Raw genomic sequence first — 20,887 nt, 5'->3', positions numbered from 1 at the left:
ATATTTCATGACGCTCTCAGCCACTCTCTACTGTATATTATTGATTCCTCCGCCAGCTTCAAACTAAAAATGAAAGAGAAAGAAGAATTCACTCTCCTACTCTTCCACCTTGCTGCTTTCGTTCTCTTTTGGCGCGTCCATCCTTTTGTACGACATAAGCTGAACTTTGACCCTGTCCTTTTTGAAGTCGTAATCCTCGATACGGCTTTTCTTGTCCGCAGTAAAGACTACATCCACGAAATCGTCTGATTCTTCAAAATCGAATCTGATATTGAATGTTTCAAACTCCTGATCAGTGCCCGGTTTCTGGGCGACCACCCTGGACTCCATGCCTTCAAACCGCTTCACCCGCATGCCGGTAATCTCTCCGATTTCATGTCCCAGCTCTTCAAGTGACATGACCCCGCCTTCCACGATGTTGAATTTGTTCTCATGCATTCAAATCTCCTCACTCTCATGGTTTCCTATATACTGCATTCCCTCTCAGACAGTAGTGTAATCGTTTAAGGTTCCGGGTCCTCTTCCTCGCTGGATTCATCTTCGGAAGTGTCGCTGCCGCCTGTTTGACCGCTTCGTTCCGTTTCCTGCAGCTTCTGCAGTTCTTCTTCCTTTATCTGAATGTTCTTTTCCAGCTGATCGTTCTCGCTCTTGAGATTCTTGATCTTATTCTCGAGGTCCCCGATCTGATTATTGATCTTATCCAGATCCTTCTCAGCCTGGTTCTCCTCCCCGCCGCATCCTGCAAGTACGAGTGTCAGCACCAGCGCTGCACCTGCCAATCTTTTCATCCAATCACCCTTCACGCATCTTCCCTAACATTATAGCACTTCATTGGATACTTGAGAAACTTCAGACAATAAAAATAGGGCTCTCCGCAAGTGCGGAAAGCCCTGAATTTATCATTCACTCATAGTCACTTCATCCAGCTGATAGATACCCAGTGCATCCACTTCAAAGTTCTGAACCGAATTGTGCACGCCTGTCAGGTAGTTCTGATGGTGGATATACGCCATCGGAGCAATGTCCACCAGCATTTCCTGTGCTTCTCTGTATATTTCAAGTCTTTCATCAGGATCTGTGGACATACGTCCTTCCTCAAGCAGTGCATCGAGCTCTTCATTCTCGAGGAATGAACGGTTACCCGGATCCCCGACCATCTCTGAATGGAACAGTGGATACATGCCGTAGTCAGCATCACCCGTTACAGTGGACCAGCCAAGGATGAACATATCATGGTCGCCCTGCGCAGTCCTTTCAAGGTACGCACCCCACTCAAGCTGTTCAACATTCACGTCGATGTTGATTTCTTTGAGCGCCTCCTGGAGGTATACCGCAGTATCTATACGCTGCTGCTCGTCATTTGTCCATAGATCGATGGAGAAGCCATCTTCATAACCGGCCTCCGCCATGAGTTCTTTTGCACGGTCAAGGTCATATTCAATGCCCTCAACATCTTCATCATAACCGAAGACATCAGGTGCGAGCGGCCCTTTCGCAGGAGTGCCTACACCTTCATAGACACCATCGATGATGGCCTCGCGGTCAATCGCATGAGAAATAGCCTGACGCACTTTTTCGTCATTCAGCGGCTCTTTCTCAACGTTGAAGCCGATATATGAAAGGGACAATGATTCAGTATTATCGAGCGTTGTATCCGGGTTGGATTCCACACGCTCCATATTGCTTGAGCCGACCTGCCCTGCAATATGACTTGCACCTGTTTCGATTTCGGCAATACGTGCTGCCGTCTCAGGTATTACTTTGAAAGTTACAGTATCAAGTGCAACCGGATCTTCATGGTATTCGTCATTTCTTTCAAGCACTACATTTTCACCCGGAGCGCGGGACTGGACTTTAAACGGCCCCGTACCTATCGCATTATCAGAGACATGCTGCCCCATATTATCAGAGATTGCATTCGCAACTTCTTCGTGTTCTTCCCCGCCTTCGCTGCGGAGTTCATAGTATTCCTCTACTGTCATGTCTTCATCCGCGAGCGCCTGTTCATAGTCTGCATCGATGACTTCCTCACTCAGCATACCGCCGGCGTCATGCGCCAGGTGCGCAAGCAGCGGCCCGAAAGGATATTCCGTCGTAATTTCGACAGTATAATCGTCAACGGCCTCCACATTCGTGATCATTTCATACAGGAACATACGTGGTGACGCCATTGCAGGATCCAGAATACGGTTGAAGTTGGCTGCCACATCGGAAGCGGTGAAATCACTTCCGTCATGGAAAGTGACACCTTCCTTGAGGGTGAACCTCCATGTAGTATCGTCAACCTCTTCCCATTCCGTCGCAAGTCCCGGCTGGACTTCCATATTCTCATCAAGTACTGTCAGCGTATCATAGATGTTGGAACGCACGTTACTTGACGGTACGTCATTGTTTCCGTGTGGATCCAGGCTGACGATATCGCTCGTCTCGGAAATGACCAGATCTCCGCCTTCTCCACCTTCGCCTCCGTCAGCCGCTTCTTCCCCGTTACCCTCACCGGATTCGGCTGAATCGCCTTCAGGCTCGACTTCGCTGTCGTCCGTACAGGCTGCAAGAGCAAATGACAAAATTAAAACCATGCTCAGCATAAGAAGCAGTTTTAAATTTTTCATTTTCTTTCCTCCTAATAATTTTTAATTAAATATTATGTATTTAATTACCCCCATAATACCTGAAGCAGGAAAGCGCTTCAAGGTGAATTTTCTAACTTTTTACAATAATGCAAACCATAACAAAAAAAAGACTATTCCCCTATGCCTTCTGGCACAAGGGGTCCAGCCTTTTTTTAACTTTCATTTTTTTCTCAGATAAATTGAAATTATTCCACCGATGCGTCTCTGAGGTCAAAGATGTTGTAGCTGTCGATACCGAGATCTTCCACAGAATTCTGATAGGCATTCAGGTTTTCAGAGTGTCTGACGAAGATGGCGGGCGCTTCTTCTACAAGTAGTTCCTGGGCATCTTTGTAGATTTCCTCTCTCGCATCCTGGTCCGATTCGCGCTTCCCTTCATCGAGCAGGGCATCCAGTTCATCATTCTCAAAGAATGAACGGTTGCCCGGGGCACCGACCATATCGGAATGGAACAACGGCGAGATGCCATTGTCCGGATCGCCTGTGGAGTTCGACCAGCCAAGGATGAACATGTCATGTTCTCCACTGCCCGTCATTTCAAGATATGCGCCCCACTCAACCTGCTCGATTGTGACGTTGATGTCCAGTTCTGCGAGTGACTCCTGCAGCCAGACAGCCATGTCGACCCGCTCAGGGTTGTCATCGTTCACCATCAGGTTCACATCAAACCCGTCCTCATATCCTGCTTCTGCAAGCAGTTCCCTGGCTTTATCCATATCATATTCAGGGCCTTCCAGGTTTTCATCATAACCCAGCACCCCCGGGGCAAGCGGTGCAGCAGCCGGGGTGCCTGAATCATTGTATACTCCTGAAAGCACTGCCTCCTTGTCGAATGCATGGGTGATTGCCTGTCTGATGCGTTTATCATCAAACGGCTCTTTCTGGGTATTGAATCCGATGTAGTCGATGGAAACTGAATCCGTACGTTCCAGTGTTACATCTTCATTCTCTTCCACCCTCTGGATATTGCTGGACTCAACCTGTGCGATGAAGTCGGATGAACCAGTTTCAAGCTCGGCGAGTCTTGAACCGGTTTCGGATACCACTTTGAACGTTGCCGAATCGATATTCGGTGCACCGCCCCAATAGTCTTCATTGGCAACAAGGCTTGTGCTTTCGCCTGGTGTCCTGCTCTCAAACTTCATATATCCGGTCCCCACCGGATTCTGCTCAACGGCTGTACCTATGTGCTGCCCCATTGCATCAGCCGCTTCTTCGTGTTCCGATCCCCCGTCGGCACGGAGCTCGTAATATTCCTCCGGTGTCATATCTAGACCGGCTTCATCAATCGCATTCTGATAGTCCTCATCAATGAGTTCCTTGCTGATCATTTTGCCCGCACCATGGGAAAGATGGCCCGGGAGAGGTGCGAACGGATATTCCGTAACAATTTCCACTGTATGTTCATCAATCACATTCACTTCAGAAACCATTTCAAGCAGGAATGCCCGGGCCGAAGCCGTCGCCGGATCCAGCAGACGGTCGATGTTCGCCTTGACCGCTTCTGCATTAAAATCAGAACCATCATGGAATTTGACACCTTCCTGCAATGTAAACTCCCATGTCGTATCATCTTTCTGCTCCCACTCACTCGCAAGCGCCGGTACGATCTCAAGGTTTTCATCCTGTGTCACCAGCGGTTCATAGATGGTATCACGGACCTGTTCCGACGGCACATCGTTGCTGCCGTGCGGATCCATCGATACAGCATCACTCGGGAATGCCAGGGTCATATCCCCGCCGTCTGCAGTCTCACCGCCTTCACCACCTTCAGGTTCGACCTCGCTGTCATCCGTACATGCTGCCAGCGCCAGTACGAAAATGCCCATCAACAATATCTTCCAGAAATGCTTCATGATTTTCCCCCTTCTGAACTATGAATCCATTTGATCCCATCGACTGAATTGTAAAATAAACCCTGCATGGATAATGCTATATTATATCAGACCGAGTATTCCCGCAATACCAAATATTCAGAAATATTAAAAAGTATTTCCCCGCCATCTCTGGCCGTGTTTCTACCATATAAAATAGTTTAATATTTAACTTTACAATACCTTATACATAGAGCTAATAAAAACTTATTACACTAAATTTAAGTTTTTGCATAATTAGTAATGTTGACCCATTCAGAATTTACTGAAACTGTATTGCTATCTCCCCCCTGTAACGTTATTATTACTAAAGGACATTTTAGAATTTTTCTTAAATTCATTCAGAATTATTAGGGGGTCAACAAATGGCAGTCGTTTCCAAAGAAACCGCCCTGGAGACCAAACCGGTCAATCCCAGGGTGAAAAGCATGAAAGATTTCTATAAGCGCCTTAAAAAGAATAAGTCTGCCCTCGTAGGTTTCTACGTGCTATTATTCTTCTTTTTCGTCTCAATATTCGGCGCAATAGATGCAAATTATGGTATAACCGGCGTCAGTTCAAACGCTACGAACCTGACAGCCAAACTTCAGGGGCCGTCAGCCGAGTACTGGTTCGGAACCGATCATCTCGGACGTGACATATTCATACGTGTACTCCACGGCATGTACATAACATTGGGTGTCGGCTTTGCAGCCACTTTCCTCGCCGGTCTCGTGGGTGTCCCTCTGGGCATCATCTCTGGCTACTTCGGCGGCTGGGTGGATACGGTCATCATGAGGATTATGGATATCCTGCTCGCATTCCCGGGCATCCTGCTCGCACTTGCAATTGTCAGTGTACTCGGCGGCAGCACTATAAATGTGACAATCGCCATCGCAATCGGGGCTGTTCCCCAGTTTGCCAGAATTGTACGCGGTTCCACACTGACGACGAAAAAACTCGAGTATGTGGATGCGATCCGCGCACTCGGGGCGAAAAACGGAAAGATCATCTTCCAGCATATCCTTCCGAACATCATGTCACCGATCATTGTAAATACGACGCTGTTCATCGCTACGGCAATATTGTCTGCTGCCGGACTTTCATTCCTCGGTCTTGGCGTACAGCCTCCAACTCCTGAATGGGGTGCCATGCTCAACGACGGTAGAAACTATATGTACCAGGCAAGCCATATCACATTCTTCCCTGGTATGATGATCGTTATTGTCGTACTCGCATTCAACTTATTCGGGGATGGTCTGAGAGACGCTCTCGATCCGAAAATGAAGAAATAGGAGGCATTACATGACTACTTTTATAATCCGAAGACTTTTACAGCTCATTCCTGTACTTCTTGGTGTGACGATACTCGTATTCAGTCTGATGCACCTGACTCCGGGCAATCCGGCTGTAATCATGGCCGGCGAAAGTGCGCCGGAAGCAACAGTAAGGGCCATCGAAGCGCGTCTCGGACTGAATGATCCGCTTCATATACAATACTTCAATTTCCTGGGCAGTGCCCTGCAGCTCGATTTCGGGGTGTCCATCCGTGACAACATTCCGGTATTCGACCATATAAGACCACGGTTCTTCATCACAATGGAACTTGCCATCTACGGAACAATTTTCGCAGTCGTGGTCGGACTTCTGGCAGGCATTGTTTCCGCCGCACGCCAGTACTCCTTCTCCGATGTTGCACTGATGGTCGTTGCACTGTTCGGCCTCTCCATGCCAAACTTCTGGCTCGGACTCATGCTCATCCAATGGTTCGCCATAGAACTGCGCTGGTTTGCACCGACAGGCTGGGGGGACCCGAATCAGATTGCCCTTCCGGTCATCGCCCTGGGAACAGCCGGTGCCGCAATCATTGCCCGTATGACACGGAGCAGCATGCTGGATGTACTGTCCCAGGACTATATAAGGACCGCCCGTGCCAAAGGTGTCAAAGAACGCATCGTCATTTTCCGCCATGCGCTCAAAAACGCCATGATTCCGGTCGTAACAGTAATCGGGCTCCAGTTCGGCTATTTCCTCGGCGGTTCCATACTGACCGAAAGTGTATTCGCGATCAACGGCCTGGGCCGTCTGATCATCGATTCCATACTGCAGAGGGACTTCCCTGTCGTGCAGGGCGCAATACTTGTCATCTCTGTCAGTTTCGTAGTAGTGAACCTGGTCGTGGACATTTCCTACAGGTTCCTCAACAAACGCGTAGATTTAAACTAAGTTGGGAGTGACATACGTGTCAGAAAATATACTCGATATAAATGATCTCAGGACTTCCTTCTTCGTGGAAGGCAATGAAATCAAAGCGGTGGACGGAGTAACTTTCCAAGTGCCAAAAGGCAAAACGCTCGGCATTGTCGGTGAGTCCGGATCGGGGAAAAGCATCTCCGCACTGTCCATCCTTCAACTCATTGACGATCCGGGTAAGATCGTCGGGGGCAGCATCCGCTTCAAAGACGAAGAGCTTACAACAGCAAAAGGCTCAAGGATGAGAAACATAAGAGGGAATGAAATCTCGATGATCTTCCAGGAGCCGATGACTTCACTTAACCCTGTATATACCATCGGCCAGCAACTCAGGGAGGCATATAAGATCCACCAGGGACTCGGCAAAAGGGAAGGGACGAAACGCGCCATTGAAATGCTTGAGCTTGTCGGCATCCCTTCCCCTGAAAAACGGGTGGACCAATACCCGTATGAACTTTCAGGCGGGATGAGACAGCGTGTCATGATAGCGATGGCACTCGCCTGCAAGCCTGAACTGCTTATCGCGGATGAACCGACTACAGCGCTTGATGTCACAATCCAGGCGCAGATACTTGAACTCATCAAGAACCTTCAGGAAGAAATCGGAATGAGTGTGGTCATGATTACACACGACCTTGGTGTTGTTGCAGAGACATGCGACTACGTTGCGGTCATGTACTGCGGCAAAGTTGTTGAATTTGCGGACATCGAAACTTTATTCGAAAATCCCAGACACCCATATACTGTCGGGCTGCTCAACTCACTTCCCCGCCATGATATCGACCAGGATGAACTCGTGCCTATCAAAGGGAGTGTGCCGGCTCCGGACGAAATGCCTTCCGGCTGCCGTTTCGCACCGCGCTGTCCACATGCATCGGACATATGCAGAGAACTGCCCGAACTGGAAACCCAGGAAGACGGCAATGACGTAAGATGCTGGATCTATACTGAACAGTGGGATGGAGAGAAGGGAGTAAAAGTCTATGACAACGAAACAACTTCTTAAGGTGGAGAACCTTAAACAATACTTCCCGATCAAAGGCGGCTTCCTCGGTCGTACTGTCAACCATGTCAAAGCTGTGGATGATATTTCATTCACCCTCAACAAAGGGGAGACCTTATCGGTCGTCGGAGAGTCGGGCTGCGGCAAATCAACCACCGGCCGCGCCATCCTGCGGCTGGACGAACCGACAGAAGGAACCGTCGAATTTGATGGACAGGATGTGCTCGGACTGAGCAAAGCCGAAATGCGCAAAATGAGGTCGGATATGCAAATCATCTTCCAGGACCCTTACGCATCCCTCAACCCGCGTAAAACGGTGAGACAGACACTGAATGAAGCTATGGAGATCCAGAGCGTCGTACCGAAAAGAGAACGTAACGACAAGATCATCGAACTGATGGAGACGGTAGGGCTCCAAAAGCACCAGATCGACCGCTTCCCCCATGAGTTCTCAGGCGGTCAGCGTCAGAGAATCGGTATCGCAAGGGCGCTGTCCGTAAATCCAAAGCTCATCATCTGTGACGAAGCGGTCAGTGCACTGGACGTATCCATTCAGGCGCAGGTGCTGAACCTGCTGAAAAGGCTGCAGAGTGAAATGGATCTGACCTTCCTGTTCATCGCACACGACCTCGGTGTCGTACGGCACATTTCCGACAGGATCATCGTCATGTACCTCGGTAAGATCGTTGAGATGGGTGAAACGAAAAGCATCTTCGAAAACCCTCAGCATCCGTATACGAAGGCACTGCTGTCGGCGATACCGGTACCGAACCCGAAAAAGAAATCAGAACGCATTTTCCTGCGCGGGGATGTACCGTCACCGATCGACCCGCCGTCTGGCTGCAGATTCCATACAAGGTGCCCATTCGCCACGGACAAATGCCGTGAAGAAACGCCTGTACTGGAAGCAAAGGATGAAATCTATGAGGGCAAACATACAGTGGCATGCCACTATGCCCTTGATATCCAGGCCGGTAAACATGAAGCGAAATACGAAATGACGAACGTCCGCAAAGCTCTTAATGAATAGGACATGGGCAATGATAGTATGGTGAAGGAACAAGAAGATTCCAAAAACTGAAAAATACCGCCTGTACACATCGGCTGTGCAGGCGGTATTTTCATTATCAGAAGACCAGTACATCCAGCAGGAACCAGATCGTCATGAACAGATAGATCAGTGCGTTGAATATCGTACTGGACAAAAAGGCAAGCAGTGAGCCGAGGGAGGCTTTGAACGCCTGGTCCATATCCCTGGAGCCGATCAGCTCGACAATCAGCACGAAGACAAACGGCACGAAGATGACACCGAACGGCGGGTATACGAACATCCCGATGATGACACCGGCGACCGCCGCATATTCTCCGCGTTTTGTACCGCCGTAGCGTTTGACAAAGTAGCTGTTTGCTATGAAGTCACTGAACAGGACGAGCAGCGTCAGAATAAACACAATGATCCAGAACATCCATGACAGCCCCTCCGGGTCCACGGCGAAGTGGAACACCAGAAAACCGACCCAGAACATGAGTATTGAAGGCAGGACGGGGAACACCAGTCCCGCAAAACCAAGAATGATAGAAGCAGCAATAATAATCCACCAAAGTATGTCCATCAAACTTCTCCTTTTCTAATTTCTGTTTTAGTGAAGAAAAACAATATGAATGCCACGCATAAAAATGCGCCGGAGATGAAGAACGAGTTCTCCACCCCAACCATGTCACCCGCGACCCCGCCGAGCAGGTTGCCGAGCAGCTGTCCGATGATCATGGCATTCGCAAACAGTGTCGATGCATAGCCCGGGAACTGCGGCAGCAGATCCTGGAAGTAGCTGATCCCGAGGCCGAGGAGCACCGCAAGGAACAGAGCCAGCGGCACCTGCCCGATCACCATCATGGTGAAGTCGTTGAAAATGCCGATGGAGAGAAAGTACATGCTTCCTAAAAATCCGGCGGCAATCAACAGCGATTTCGTGCTTATCTTACCGGCTGTATAACCGATGAATATCATGAAAGGCACTTCAAGCCCTGCGCAAAGGCTTGCGAGTATACCCACCGCACTTTCCGGTTCGCCCAGATAGTTCGTCACGTAGAGCGGCATATTGAGCAGATACATCCATTGTCCCACATGAAGCATGGTAAATGCTGCAAACGGAATCAGAAGCATCATGTTCTTCATCAGATTCGGCGCTTTTGGCTCTTCATAATTCATGACCTCAAGCGTCGTTTCCGGCACTTCTCTCCCGGCGGCCGGCCGGATGAGGAATGACAGGCCCAGTACGATGATGAACATGAGCACCGTACCGGAAAACAGCCCCTTGAATCCGTATATGCCAAGCAGCACCGAACCTATCAGCGGTCCGAACAGGAAGCCGAACGAAAACATCGAACGGAGCACTGTATTGGCCATCACAGCAAGGCTCGAGCGGTAGGCATTTATGGATTCCCGCGCTGAGGCGTACAGCTGGGGCATGGCGGGGGCCCCGAGTGCAGCGAACAGTATGTACGCCGGAGCGAGCAGCCAGACATTACCGATGAAGAGGAAGGTCGAGAAAGCGATGACCATCATCACAAGCGCTGCGAGTATCAGGTATTTACGATCGAAGTTCAGGGTGTCACTCTTCCTCCCTATGATCGTATTCATGCAGAAGCTGCCGATGGCAACAAACGCCATGAAAATACCGTACGTGGAAGTGGGCATGCCGTGTGTCTCTGTCATGAATATGACCAGGAACGGTGCGGTCAGGGAGACGGCCATGCCAAGGAGTGTCATGTTGAACAGGAACAGTTTATAGTTCTGTATTTGAAAAAGGTCTCTGATCATTTATACCATTCTTTCATTAAGTTTTGCTCAGGAAGCGTTGACAAAAGTCCGGACGAGCGTCAGGAATGCTTTGACCTGCGGCAGTTCGAGCACACTGTTATCAAATGCGATATAGGTGTCCCTTGTAATCGGCCGGCCGTCAAAGAGCACTTCATCGAGATTGAACTTGTCCTCATCAAAATCGTCCAACACAATTTCGGGAAGTACTGTCACACCGATGCCTTCAAGCAGCAGGGCCCTGCATGTTGCAATCTGATCGACTTTGATCTGCGGATCATATTTCCGATTGAAACGCTGCTCGAAAAACTGTTCTATTTCACTCAGATAGATGGGGTCCGCCTGGAACTCGATGATCGGGAGGGCTCTGTCCCCTTCATTCGATTTCGGCGTCACGAGGTAATGCTTGTCGATGAACAGCAGTTCATTCTGCTTGTTCATCATGCGGTTCCCGCGCACAATCGCGATATGGAAGTCATTCTGCTCTTCAATGATCTGCTGCGAAGAGCCCACTTTGATCTTGATGTTGACGTTCGGATAGAGATTCAGATACTGCGCAACAATCTCCGGCAATATGGTATGTCCGATAAGGGAGGAAACGCCGATGGACAGATTACCCTGTATAGAGTTCTGATTTATCCTTATATATTCTTTTACGAGCGATTCCTTCTCCACCACACTTCTTGCGTGTTCAATGATCTTTTCCCCTTCGCCCGTGACATAAAGTTCCTTTTTTGTCCTGACAAAAATTTTCACTCCCCATTCATCCTCGATCGATTTCAATCTCTGACTGACCGCCGGCTGGGAAATGAACAGCTTTTCAGCAGCACGCCTCAATGTTTTCGTTTCATCCAGTGTTACCAGCAATTTATAATCATCGACTTTCATGGCCAACATCCTTTCATACATAAGGAAATCTTATCATAAATTCCACCACATTCAATATTCAGACTGTAATTTGTGTGGCTTAAGTACTGTCTGGGTATATACCATACACATACAATAAAACGGGAGTTGATATTAAAGATGGCCGAGAAGAACAAATTTGAGAAAATAGACGAGCAGATTGACGGCTACACGCTGGACCGGCAACCGGGCGTTGAACGGGAAATGGATCCTAAGCCCCTATACCATGCGGAGTACTACAAAGGCAGCGGGAAACTGCAGGATAAGACAGCCATAATCACCGGGGGAGACTCCGGTATCGGCCGTGCTGTGGCACTGCTCTATGCAAAGGAAGGGGCGGATGTCGTCATCGGCTACCTTGACGAGCACAAAGATGCTGAAGATACGAAGAAAATGGTCGAAGCCCACGGTGCCAGATGTGCCATCTATCCATTTGATGTGAAGAAGAAAGAGGAATGCGGTGCACTTGTAGATTTCACTCTCCAGAAGTTCGGGAAGCTGAACATCCTTGTCAACCATGCAGGCGTCCAGTATCCGACGACGGATTTCCTGGATATTTCGGAGGAACAGGTAAGGGAGACATTCGAAACCAACATCTACGGCATTATCTTCCTGACACAGGCTGCCCTCCCGCACCTCGGAAAAGGCGACAGCATCATCAATACGACGAGCATTACAGCATACAACGGCTCGCCTGACCTCATGGATTATGCAGCAACCAACGGGGCCATCACTTCGCTTACACGTTCACTCGCCGGTAATCTTGCAGAAAAAGGCATCCGCGTAAACGCAGTTGCCCCCGGTCCCATCTATACACCGCTGATTCCGGCAAGTTTCAGCGCCGAAAAAGTGGAACATCATGGTGGCACTTCGCCGATGGGACGCCGCGGCCAGCCGTCGGAACTCGGGCCAGCCTATGTCTTCCTCGCCTCCCCGGACGCAAACTATATGACCGGCCAGGTCATGCACATAAACGGTGGAGACTATATGACCAGCTAAATATCCGTACATCACTAAACGCCAGTCAGTCGACTGGCGTTTATTTTTTCATATCCAATTGTTTTAAGCAGTGTGACGCCATTCTCTCGAATTGATTGAAATCCTTCTCCAATCCCCCCATGACCTCATCGGCGACCCGATAAGCGAAATCAAACTGTTTTTTTGATACTTCCCCTCGCTTTTTTGCCCGTCTGATATCAAATTCATCCACCAGCTCATAGCGGCCGTCAGGCAGTGCAAGCACATCCAGGTATACATCAACCCTTCTCGCCTTTCCGGGTTCCAGAAAATGTTTGATATTGATGTCGAAATAATACTGGACTGCCTGTCCGTGTTCATCATACATCACTGTAAGACTGTAGTTCCGGTTTTGAGGCAGTATCTGCAGCCACCGGAACCCGTCATCACACACAAGCACCGTCTGATTAAGTATCGGCACCGTTAGCGGTGATCTGACTTTTCTTATTTCTATAATGCCGGTCAGTATTTTTTCACCTTCATATTGAATGATCTTTTCATGGTAATCGGATTGGAGGAGACGTCTCCACCCTCTTTTATCGAGATACTTGGTCTTCATCACACTCATCTCCTTCCCCTGATTATACAGAAATTCCGGGGAAAATGTGAAGGAATATGGACCGGATGGAACCCGTTAGTCAATACCGAGTATGATATGTGTCTCTGAAGCCTTTGTATCGTAAGTCCCTTCTTCATTTTCAGGGTTATGCGCCCCTGTATTCGCTGCTCTGTATAACAGTATTTCACCCCCGTCTGCATCCAGATTCCCTGCATTAATAGATTCAGAAAGAGAGGCCCGGCCTTCCGGCTCAACAACCTGCAGATCATATTCACTTTCCAGCTGATCAAATGTCAAAAGGTTGTAATCATCCAGAAATTCCTCTTTTTCTTCAGGAGAGAGAGACACAGTATACAGCTCCCCTACATCCGATATCCCCAGGAATTCCGCAAGGCTGCTCGTGTCCATGATGCGCTCCTGCAGTGCTTCATTATAGATGGAGGCATCGCCGTAGTAATTCGTCTCCGGGAAACGCACATTCGTCCAGGCAAGGGAGGCATTCCGGACGTCTCTCATCGTCGCCGATTCGGGCATCTGATGGGCCGCTGTCTGGTAATCTTTGATGAAAGCTTCTACTTCCTCTTTTTCATTGAACTGTAAAAATCCATTCAGTCCGTTTATTTCTATAGAAGAGACTGCCTCCGGCTTCTCGATATTAAACAGGATATCGTAGGCGTTGGCAAACCGTCTGCCGTCAAGCATATCCGCCATGACTGCACGCATGTCCTCCTCCATTTCGAGCCTGCTGAACTGTCGCTCGATATAGCTGCCGTCTTTCATCTTATAGCTGATTTCCAGCACATCTCTTTGTGCATCCTGGTTCGAAGTCTTCTCGCCGTCTACCGCAGCCCGGTGGAATGCGACCGTGCGCTCAATCAACTCCCTGTCGTCAATATAGAGGAAATCGTCACTCACCGCATCCGCCGCTCCGCGGTACGTACCGTAATCACTGCCTGTATAATCGCTGCTAATATTGACACTCTCCACCTCTTCAGCGTCAGGCACATGGGAGACATACTGGTTCCATCCCGTAAGGAAGACGATCCAGAACACAGCCATCAATATCAGTGTTGTGATGATGGATCTGGTATTCAAACTGATTCTGGCTGCGCCCTGGAAAAACATCTCCGTGACGATGTACGAGAATATCAGGCCGATGCCTAATGCAAGCATCGTGACGACAATTGAAACGGGCAGGGCAAATGAAATCACCAGCCCGACCATCAGCATGCCCGTGATTGAAAGGAGGGCGACCAGCAGGTTCCTCACCCATTTATGATTGAAATTATAATGGACATTTTCATTTTTACTTCTGTTGTACAGGACGTAGGACAAAATGATGAACACCATGCCTGTGGCAAACCATATGATCATCTTCCATAATTCAAAGCCCATCGAAATCTGCTGCACTGCAAATATCGGGAAAGTATTGTCTATGACAACACTCGTCACTCCGCCATCTCCAGGGACTGCGGAAGACGGTCCGTTTGCAATGCCGTCGAATAAAATGCCGGCCGTGGAAACGTTGAGATTCCAAAAAATCACCGGCAGGAAAAACATGATGATAACCACCTGCAGATGGTTGAAAATACTGTTTACAAGCAATCCTGCAAACAGCGAAATCGCAAAAATCACATAAAGTACAAACAGTGAATAAACCAGCCACAGGAGCAGGTCCTGCAGTGCGATGTCAAAACTCAGAATGTATCTTTCAAAGAACAGGATGACCGCTGTGATTAGGAGCGGTACAGTAATGTGGATCAGACCGGCCACAATCAGATGGCTCATCATCCTGTGTCTTTTTACAGGCAGGCTGTGCATGAAGTCGACCGAATCTTCCCTGTTGCGGTAGTTGAATAAGAAGAGCACCAGCAGTACGGCATAGATCATGCCGCCGGCAAGTTGGAATTCCGCAGTTAATTCGAGCGGGTTATCCGGAATATCCCCTCCGTCCCCCTGAACCGTATTATTCATATTGACGGATTGGACCCACAATACGAACGGCTGTACCAGGATATTTCCGATCAGGTAGAGGACAGTAAGCCAGAAGACGCGTCCCATGAAATGGATGAGTAATGTTCTATTCAACAATGATGTTGCTGATTTCATACCCTTTTTCCCCCATTTCGTAAGTAAATAGTTCTTCAAGTGTCAGCGGCAGGATATCATACATTAGCGGGTTATATTGCGTCACTTTCTTCTCTATGTTCTCTAGATCACCTTTGACGATGCATGTGACTATCCTTCCTTTCGCTTCATGATGGACGACTCCCAGGTGTTCATAGAATGCCTGATCGGGCAAGGTGTTGAAGGCAATCTGGATTTTGCAGTGCGTCCCTTTGATTTCTATGAGGTCCCTATGGAACAGTAACTCACCTTTGTGCATTATGGAGACGGAATCACATAGGTCTTCCATTTCCCGTAAATTGTGGCTTGAAGCAATGACCGTCATCCCGTGATTGGCAATATCCTGCACCATGATGTTTTTTACCTGATGCCTTACGATTGGATCCAGTCCGTCAAATGGTTCATCGAGCAGCATCACCTTCGGACAGGCGGAGAAAGCAAGTACGAAAGAGGCCTGCCGCTTCATTCCTTTAGATAGTTGTGAAAGAGCTTTTTTGGAATCCAGTTTAAAATGCGCGGTCAGTTGGGCAAACCGTTTATCGGACCAGTTTGAGTACATCCCCTTATAGAATGCCGCCATATCATTCAAACTGACTCCGCTGAAGAAATAAGGCACGTCATGGATAAACAGTACATCATCTTTAATATCAGGGTTTTCAAATATTTCTTGCCCATCATATAAAACGTCTCCCGCATCCGGTTTGTAGACACCCGCCAGCAGCTTCATAAACGTTGTTTTGCCCGCTCCGTTGGATCCGAGCAGTCCATGAATCGTCCCTGGTTCAATCGAAAGAGCTGCATTGCTGATCGCCTTTTGGCTGCCAAATGATTTATCGAGCGCTTTAGTTTCCATTCTCATTGATATCCTCCTTTCCCTGGTCCGCATGTTCTACAAGATTTTTTAAATATTCTTTGGGGACATTCATTTTAAGCAGTTTCTGGATGATTTTTTCCAATTCATCTGACAGCATTTTAATTTGTTTTTGATTGATTTCTGTTCTCATTTCGTTTACAAAACTCCCCTTACCGGGCAACGAATAGATATATCCTTCTCTTTCCAGTTCCCGATACGCTTTTTGAATCGTATTCGGATTGATTGTCAATTCCTGTGCCAGGCTTCTTACAGAAGGAAGCTTTTCTCCAGACCTCAAAACGTCCTGTATGATCAGCTGCCTTATCCTCTGTACCAGTTGCTCATATATTGGAATCCTGCTCTTAAAATCCAGTTTAAACACATGCACACCCCCCTACACTAACTGTATCGTTTTATATAATACAGTTAGTACAGTTTTTTGACAATAGGTTTTTGACAAAAAATTCCCCAGAATGCAGATTAAATCAGGCATCTTGCATTCCGGGGAATTCAATCAAAATATTTTTTCTAGAGCGCATGGCCAGAACCGCCGTCGACATTGACGGCAACTCCGCTGACGTATGATGCAAGGTCGGAACACAGGAACGTAATGACATTGGCCGCTTCCTCTGTATCACCAATGCGGCCGAGCGGGATGTTGTGTTCATCCAGCCGTGCGTATTCTTCCCAGCTTAAATCCGGCGCATCCGATTTCCACTTCTTCATAATCTGGTCGCTCTTTATCAGACCGATACATACAGCATTCACCCGAATGTTGTATTGACCCAGGTCTTTGCTCATCGCTTTTGTCATTGCCATACCAGCTGCACGGGAAACTGTGGTCGGCAGAGAGGAAGGAGGCGGGGTTTTTCCAAGTACAGCCGTCATGTTCAATATCGCTCCGCCGTTCTCTTTCAGATGCGGCAAAGCTGCTTTTGATACTCTGACCGCCGCCATCAGCTTGAGGTCGATGTCCTGTTCCCAGTCGGATATTTCCACATCTTCAAACGCTTTGGCGAATGATCCGCCGGCGTTATTGATGAGTATATCGACCCTGCCGAACCTGCTGACGGTGGCATCGATGATTTTATCTGCTGCATCTTCCTCAGTCACATCCATTTGGACATAGTCCACTTCGCCATGTCGGGAAATCTCATCTTTCGCCTTGATGAGGTCTTCCTCGCCCCTGGCCACAAGCATCACTTTTGCACCGAGTTTTACCATCTGTTCGGCTGTTTTGCGCCCGATCCCTTTACTCGATCCTGTAATGACGACTGCCTTTCCTTCATATCCAAAATCCATGAATTCTCCCCCCTCTTATACTTTAAGCACCCAGGTTAACGTTGTGATGAATATTAGATACATCTTCAAGATCATCCAGTGCTTCGATCAGCTTTTCAAACTGCTCCAATGCTTCATCGTCCAAGTTCACTTCGTTCTGGGCAATCATTGTATGTTCCGCAACCTCATATTCATCGACACCCATTTCATCGAGCGCCCGTTTCACTTCATGAAAACTCTGGGCATTTGCATATACAACTGTATACCCGTTCTCTTCAGTGACATCCTCTACGTCCACATCGTTCTCCATCAGATACATCATCGTCTCTTCTGAATCAAACCCTTCAAAGACGAATACCGCCCTAGATTCGAACATATAGCTGACTGCTCCGCTGACACCCATGTTGCCGCCGTTTTTTCCGAAGGCAGCCCGTACATCAGAGGCTGTCCGGTTGACGTTATTCGTCAGTGCATCCACTATCAGCATGGAGCCCTCAGGACCGAAACCTTCGTAGCGCAGTTCATCGAATGACTCATCATCACTGCCTTTTGCCTTGTCAATCGCCTTGTCGATTATGTGCTTGGGCACAGAATAGGTCTTCGCGCGGTCCAGCACCGCTTTGAGTGCCTGGTTGCTCTCAGGATCCGGCTCGCCCTTTTTGGCCGCCACGTATATCTCACGGCCGAATTTTGCATTCACCCGGCTTGTGCTCTGATCTTTCTGAGCTTTTTTCTCTTTAATGTTATTCCACTTTCTTCCCATGTTCTCATCTTCCTTCAAATCAGTTTTCTTTTATATAATATATCATCTCAACGGTTTTTATTCATGTAGCGGTACAGTCTCAGCATGCGTTTGATGATGATGAGCAGATTGATGAACAGATTGAATCCCATTTCCCTTTCGGAAAATTTCCTGTTCTTCATCCTGTTGAAGTCATACATCGTGAACAGCACGTACAGGATGAGACCCACAACCGTTATGCCCAGATGGAGATACGGCAGATCGATGAAAAAGCTCATCAGTGATGCAAAGATCAGTACCAGCAGCGCAACGAATAAATACCTTCCCCAGTGTGTGATATCCCGCAGGAAAAAATAGCCGATGACCCCAAAGAACAGGAAGACAAGTATCCCGAGCAGTACGATGCGGTAGAATACCCCGGGGCCGAAATCCCTGATGAACGATTCGAACAGGCCATAGGAGACCACCCCGATCAGGATTGCATAAATATGGCTGATGACCGGGCCGCTGCGGTTGAATCCGCGTACGAACAGCGAAATCATCAGGATGCCGAATACCACCATGGACGCCGTCGGCCGCCATGCATCGGGCAGATACTGGCCGAAATAGGTGCCGATGCCGAAAATCACCCAGTAATAGGCAAAATACAGCCATACGAGCTTAAGGTTTTTTGAGTTGGCCATCCAATGCCTCCATTCATATATATTTAACTACCCTGAAATTTCCTCTGTTAACGTTTCAGCGCAGCATTTATATTGCTGTAATTTTCAGATTATATACCAAATATTTTATTTATATTACAATTGCATTACAAAACACCATTATCTTCCTCTATCTGCTATCATATTCAAAGTGAACTACAGACATCTGAAAGTTTTTGAACATAAACATAATGGACTACATATAATCTTATTAGAATTCAGGGAGGATAACAAATCAAATGAAAAAAGTCATCACAGCACTCACAGCAACAGCTGCTTTTGCTGCCTACGGCATGGCGGACGACGCTGAAGCATCATCTACATATAAAGTACAAGGCGGGGACACGCTCTGGAAAATCTCCCAGGAAAACGGTGTATCCGTTTCACAGCTTAAATCATGGAATAACCTGTCCTCAGATCTGATCCTGGTGAACCAGACGCTGACAGTGAGCAAAAGCGGCTCCGCAGATTCATCTTCGTCATCCAGCAGCTCAGAGAGCTCCGGCAGTTCCTCATCAGATTCCAGCAGCTCTGACAGTCAGACAGGCGGTACATACACTGTAAAAGCCGGCGACACACTCAGCAGCATTGCAAGGGCCCACGGCATGAATTACAGGACTCTGATGAACAGCAACAATATTTCATCACACCTGATCTACCCGGGTCAGAAGCTTACTGTGAACGGCAGTTCTTCATCAAGTTCCAGCAGTTCCCAGTCTTCTTCAGACAGCTCTTCTGCATCTGAGAAGAAAGAAGAGCCGAAGAGCCCGTCAGTATCTGCTCCATCACCGTCCAATGTATCCTACGGTAAGAACTACTACTACTGGGGAGACTGCACATGGTACGTCTTTGAACGCCGACAGCAGCTCGGCAAACCGGTCGGCAACAACTGGGGCAATGCATCCAACTGGGATAACGCGGCAAGAAGCCAGGGCTATTCAGTCAGCAGCAGACCTTCAGTGGGCGCAATCCTGCAGGCGAATGCATGGACAAACTCCGCATGGGGCATGGGCCATGTTGCGATCGTTGAGAGAATCAATTCCGACGGCTCCATCCTTGTTTCTGAGATGAACTTTGGCAGCGGCCAGGGTGTCAAGACTTTCAGGACAATCAGCTCCTCCCAGGTGTCCGGGCACAACTTCATCCATTAATGACAAATCCCCCTCAGGATCAGTCTGAGGGGGATTCTTTAGTGTCCCGGTCCGTTTTTGCGCTGTTTTGATCCGCTCCTCGGCGCTTCGGTGTTGATGATCATTTCCACCTGGTATATACGGTTGACGAGACTGTGTATAGGCGCCTGTGTCATCATGTAGACTGCCCACGGCAGTTTGGGCTCAAAATCGTGCAGTGCTATGATGAATTCGTTTCTTCCTGTAAGTGCACGGAACTCGAGTCTCGGTGTTTTGTTCGGTTCCCTTTTCGACAGTCCGCCGCCTTTTATGCGGTATATTTCCACGCCGTTGTAGCTTGCCTCCCCATCATACTCGATGATCAGGACGGGACGGCTGATTTTGGCAAAATTCACTTTTATGAGCCTGCCGGAAAATTCCACATTGATCATGCCGTACAGTATCTCATCCAGCCATTCGAAATAGTACCGCCCGACATCCTTCACCGTCCAGCCCGGCGGCAGCGGCGCCCGCTGCACACTCCTCACATTGTTGTAATCCGAAGTCTTGTAGGACAGGTTCTTCCCATATCTTTTCACCGGTGTGGAAGTGACATTTACATCCGCGCCGTATGCACCCAGTACCTCCTTCATGTAATCCGGGCTGACTTCATCCTCCACAAATATGATCTGATGGACTTCATTCATCTCACACGCCCGTGCGATATTATCCGCGATCAGCACATACAGATCTTCGAAGCGCCCCTGTGTCAGACGGTTCAGACGCATGATCGGGTCTTCGAAAAAGACGACGGCATCTATATCCGAAAGTGCCTTTTCCACTTCCGGGAGGATGAACAGATCGTTTTTCAACAGCGTGATGTCAAGATTGCTGTCATCCTGATTGGGGCTGGAAAAGGCGAACAGGTTATAAGTGTCTTTCAGTTCATGGTACAGATGCCGGCCGATTCTGCCATGTATCCCCATCAAAAGCAGGTTTTCCATATTCTCACTTCCTTACTTAGTACTGATT

At 48.4% G+C, this 20,887-nt stretch carries 21 protein-coding genes; 6 read left to right on the top strand and 15 right to left on the bottom strand.

Features of this window, described 5'->3' with window-relative positions; all coding sequences use genetic code 11:
* Nucleotides 1-96: 96 nt before the first annotated feature.
* From C792_RS0102295 to C792_RS0102280, 4 genes are all read right to left on the bottom strand, one after another.
* Complete coding sequence (locus tag C792_RS0102295) at nucleotides 97-438, bottom strand: hypothetical protein (RefSeq protein ID WP_017547822.1); 342 nt, start codon at nucleotides 436-438, stop codon at nucleotides 97-99.
* Nucleotides 439-503: 65 nt separating this feature from the next.
* Complete coding sequence (locus C792_RS0102290; RefSeq protein WP_017547821.1) at nucleotides 504-788, bottom strand: hypothetical protein; 285 nt, start codon at nucleotides 786-788, stop codon at nucleotides 504-506.
* Nucleotides 789-899: 111 nt separating this feature from the next.
* The gene (locus C792_RS0102285) at nucleotides 900-2,612 is read right to left on the bottom strand and encodes a glutathione ABC transporter substrate-binding protein (RefSeq protein WP_017547820.1); all 1,713 of its coding nucleotides are present in this window, start codon (nucleotides 2,610-2,612) and stop codon (nucleotides 900-902) included.
* 206 nt (nucleotides 2,613-2,818) lie between these two features.
* Nucleotides 2,819-4,489, bottom strand: coding sequence for a glutathione ABC transporter substrate-binding protein (locus C792_RS0102280; protein ID WP_017547819.1), 1,671 nt, complete (start codon nucleotides 4,487-4,489; stop codon nucleotides 2,819-2,821).
* A 383-nt stretch (nucleotides 4,490-4,872) separates the two neighbouring features.
* Here C792_RS0102280 and C792_RS0102275 point away from each other — a divergent pair, with 383 nt between their 5' ends.
* Genes C792_RS0102275 through C792_RS0102260 form a run of 4 tightly spaced genes read left to right on the top strand, consistent with a single transcriptional unit; the run spans nucleotide 4,873 to nucleotide 8,772 of the window.
* The gene (locus C792_RS0102275) at nucleotides 4,873-5,781 is read left to right on the top strand and encodes an ABC transporter permease (RefSeq protein ID WP_017547818.1); all 909 of its coding nucleotides are present in this window, start codon (nucleotides 4,873-4,875) and stop codon (nucleotides 5,779-5,781) included.
* Between the two features lie 10 nt (nucleotides 5,782-5,791).
* The gene (locus tag C792_RS0102270; RefSeq protein ID WP_017547817.1) at nucleotides 5,792-6,712 is read left to right on the top strand and encodes an ABC transporter permease; all 921 of its coding nucleotides are present in this window, start codon (nucleotides 5,792-5,794) and stop codon (nucleotides 6,710-6,712) included.
* A 16-nt stretch (nucleotides 6,713-6,728) separates the two neighbouring features.
* On the top strand, nucleotides 6,729-7,745 hold the full coding sequence (locus C792_RS0102265) for an ABC transporter ATP-binding protein (RefSeq protein WP_017547816.1): 1,017 nt from the start codon (nucleotides 6,729-6,731) through the stop codon (nucleotides 7,743-7,745).
* Complete coding sequence (locus C792_RS0102260; RefSeq protein WP_017547815.1) at nucleotides 7,723-8,772, top strand: ABC transporter ATP-binding protein; 1,050 nt, start codon at nucleotides 7,723-7,725, stop codon at nucleotides 8,770-8,772. The genes C792_RS0102265 and C792_RS0102260 overlap by 23 nt, the downstream gene beginning before the upstream one ends.
* 97 nt (nucleotides 8,773-8,869) lie before the next feature.
* On the opposite strand, the gene C792_RS0102255 is transcribed toward C792_RS0102260, so the two are convergent.
* From C792_RS0102255 to C792_RS0102245, 3 genes are read right to left on the bottom strand one after another with little or no spacing between them, the layout of a single operon-like run.
* Nucleotides 8,870-9,355, bottom strand: a complete 486-nt coding sequence (locus C792_RS0102255; RefSeq protein WP_017547814.1) for a DUF456 domain-containing protein — start codon at nucleotides 9,353-9,355, stop codon at nucleotides 8,870-8,872.
* Nucleotides 9,355-10,563: an MFS transporter gene (locus C792_RS0102250; RefSeq protein WP_017547813.1), complete on the bottom strand. Its 1,209-nt coding sequence runs from the start codon at nucleotides 10,561-10,563 to the stop codon at nucleotides 9,355-9,357. Before C792_RS0102250 ends, C792_RS0102255 begins: the two co-directional genes overlap by 1 nt.
* A gap of 27 nt (nucleotides 10,564-10,590) precedes the next feature.
* Nucleotides 10,591-11,448: a LysR family transcriptional regulator gene (locus C792_RS0102245; protein WP_017547812.1), complete on the bottom strand. Its 858-nt coding sequence runs from the start codon at nucleotides 11,446-11,448 to the stop codon at nucleotides 10,591-10,593.
* A gap of 138 nt (nucleotides 11,449-11,586) precedes the next feature.
* Between C792_RS0102245 and C792_RS0102240 the strand changes: the two genes are divergently transcribed.
* A complete protein-coding gene (locus C792_RS0102240; protein ID WP_017547811.1) occupies nucleotides 11,587-12,465 on the top strand; it encodes an SDR family oxidoreductase in 879 nt (292 codons plus the stop codon).
* Nucleotides 12,466-12,505: 40 nt separating this feature from the next.
* Here C792_RS0102240 and C792_RS0102235 read toward each other — a convergent pair whose 3' ends face one another.
* The 7 genes from C792_RS0102235 to C792_RS0102205 all read right to left on the bottom strand — a co-directional run bounded on the left by C792_RS0102235 (nucleotide 12,506) and on the right by C792_RS0102205 (nucleotide 18,728).
* Nucleotides 12,506-13,042 carry a ribonuclease FAU-1 family protein gene (locus C792_RS0102235; RefSeq protein ID WP_017547810.1) on the bottom strand — a complete coding sequence of 179 codons (537 nt, stop codon included), beginning with the start codon at nucleotides 13,040-13,042 and terminating at the stop codon, nucleotides 12,506-12,508.
* Nucleotides 13,043-13,117: 75 nt separating this feature from the next.
* Nucleotides 13,118-15,151 carry a DUF502 domain-containing protein gene (locus C792_RS0102230; RefSeq protein WP_017547809.1) on the bottom strand — a complete coding sequence of 678 codons (2,034 nt, stop codon included), beginning with the start codon at nucleotides 15,149-15,151 and terminating at the stop codon, nucleotides 13,118-13,120.
* The gene (locus C792_RS0102225; protein ID WP_017547808.1) at nucleotides 15,123-16,028 is read right to left on the bottom strand and encodes an ABC transporter ATP-binding protein; all 906 of its coding nucleotides are present in this window, start codon (nucleotides 16,026-16,028) and stop codon (nucleotides 15,123-15,125) included. Before C792_RS0102225 ends, C792_RS0102230 begins: the two co-directional genes overlap by 29 nt.
* The gene (locus C792_RS0102220; protein ID WP_017547807.1) at nucleotides 16,012-16,404 is read right to left on the bottom strand and encodes a GntR family transcriptional regulator; all 393 of its coding nucleotides are present in this window, start codon (nucleotides 16,402-16,404) and stop codon (nucleotides 16,012-16,014) included. Before C792_RS0102220 ends, C792_RS0102225 begins: the two co-directional genes overlap by 17 nt.
* 146 nt (nucleotides 16,405-16,550) lie before the next feature.
* Complete coding sequence (locus C792_RS0102215) at nucleotides 16,551-17,324, bottom strand: SDR family NAD(P)-dependent oxidoreductase (RefSeq protein WP_017547806.1); 774 nt, start codon at nucleotides 17,322-17,324, stop codon at nucleotides 16,551-16,553.
* Nucleotides 17,325-17,346: 22 nt separating this feature from the next.
* A complete protein-coding gene (locus C792_RS0102210; protein ID WP_017547805.1) occupies nucleotides 17,347-18,066 on the bottom strand; it encodes a YebC/PmpR family DNA-binding transcriptional regulator in 720 nt (239 codons plus the stop codon).
* Nucleotides 18,067-18,113: 47 nt separating this feature from the next.
* On the bottom strand, nucleotides 18,114-18,728 hold the full coding sequence (locus C792_RS0102205) for a Bax inhibitor-1/YccA family protein (protein ID WP_017547804.1): 615 nt from the start codon (nucleotides 18,726-18,728) through the stop codon (nucleotides 18,114-18,116).
* 257 nt (nucleotides 18,729-18,985) lie between these two features.
* Here C792_RS0102205 and C792_RS0102200 point away from each other — a divergent pair, with 257 nt between their 5' ends.
* Nucleotides 18,986-19,897 (top strand): LysM peptidoglycan-binding domain-containing protein, encoded by a 912-nt coding sequence (locus tag C792_RS0102200; protein ID WP_017547803.1) that lies wholly within the window; start codon nucleotides 18,986-18,988, stop codon nucleotides 19,895-19,897.
* A gap of 38 nt (nucleotides 19,898-19,935) precedes the next feature.
* Here the strand turns inward: C792_RS0102200 and C792_RS0102195 are convergent, their stop codons facing one another.
* Entirely contained in the window at nucleotides 19,936-20,859 is a 924-nt protein-coding gene (locus tag C792_RS0102195; protein ID WP_017547802.1) for a Rossmann-fold NAD(P)-binding domain-containing protein, read from the bottom strand.
* Nucleotides 20,860-20,887 lie beyond the last annotated feature (28 nt).

It is taken from the genome of Salinicoccus carnicancri Crm (assembly GCF_000330705.1).
Lineage (GTDB): Bacteria > Bacillota > Bacilli > Staphylococcales > Salinicoccaceae > Salinicoccus > Salinicoccus carnicancri.
The sequence above is the reverse complement of the archived record's forward strand: the minus strand, read 5'-3'. Positions and strand labels throughout refer to the sequence as shown.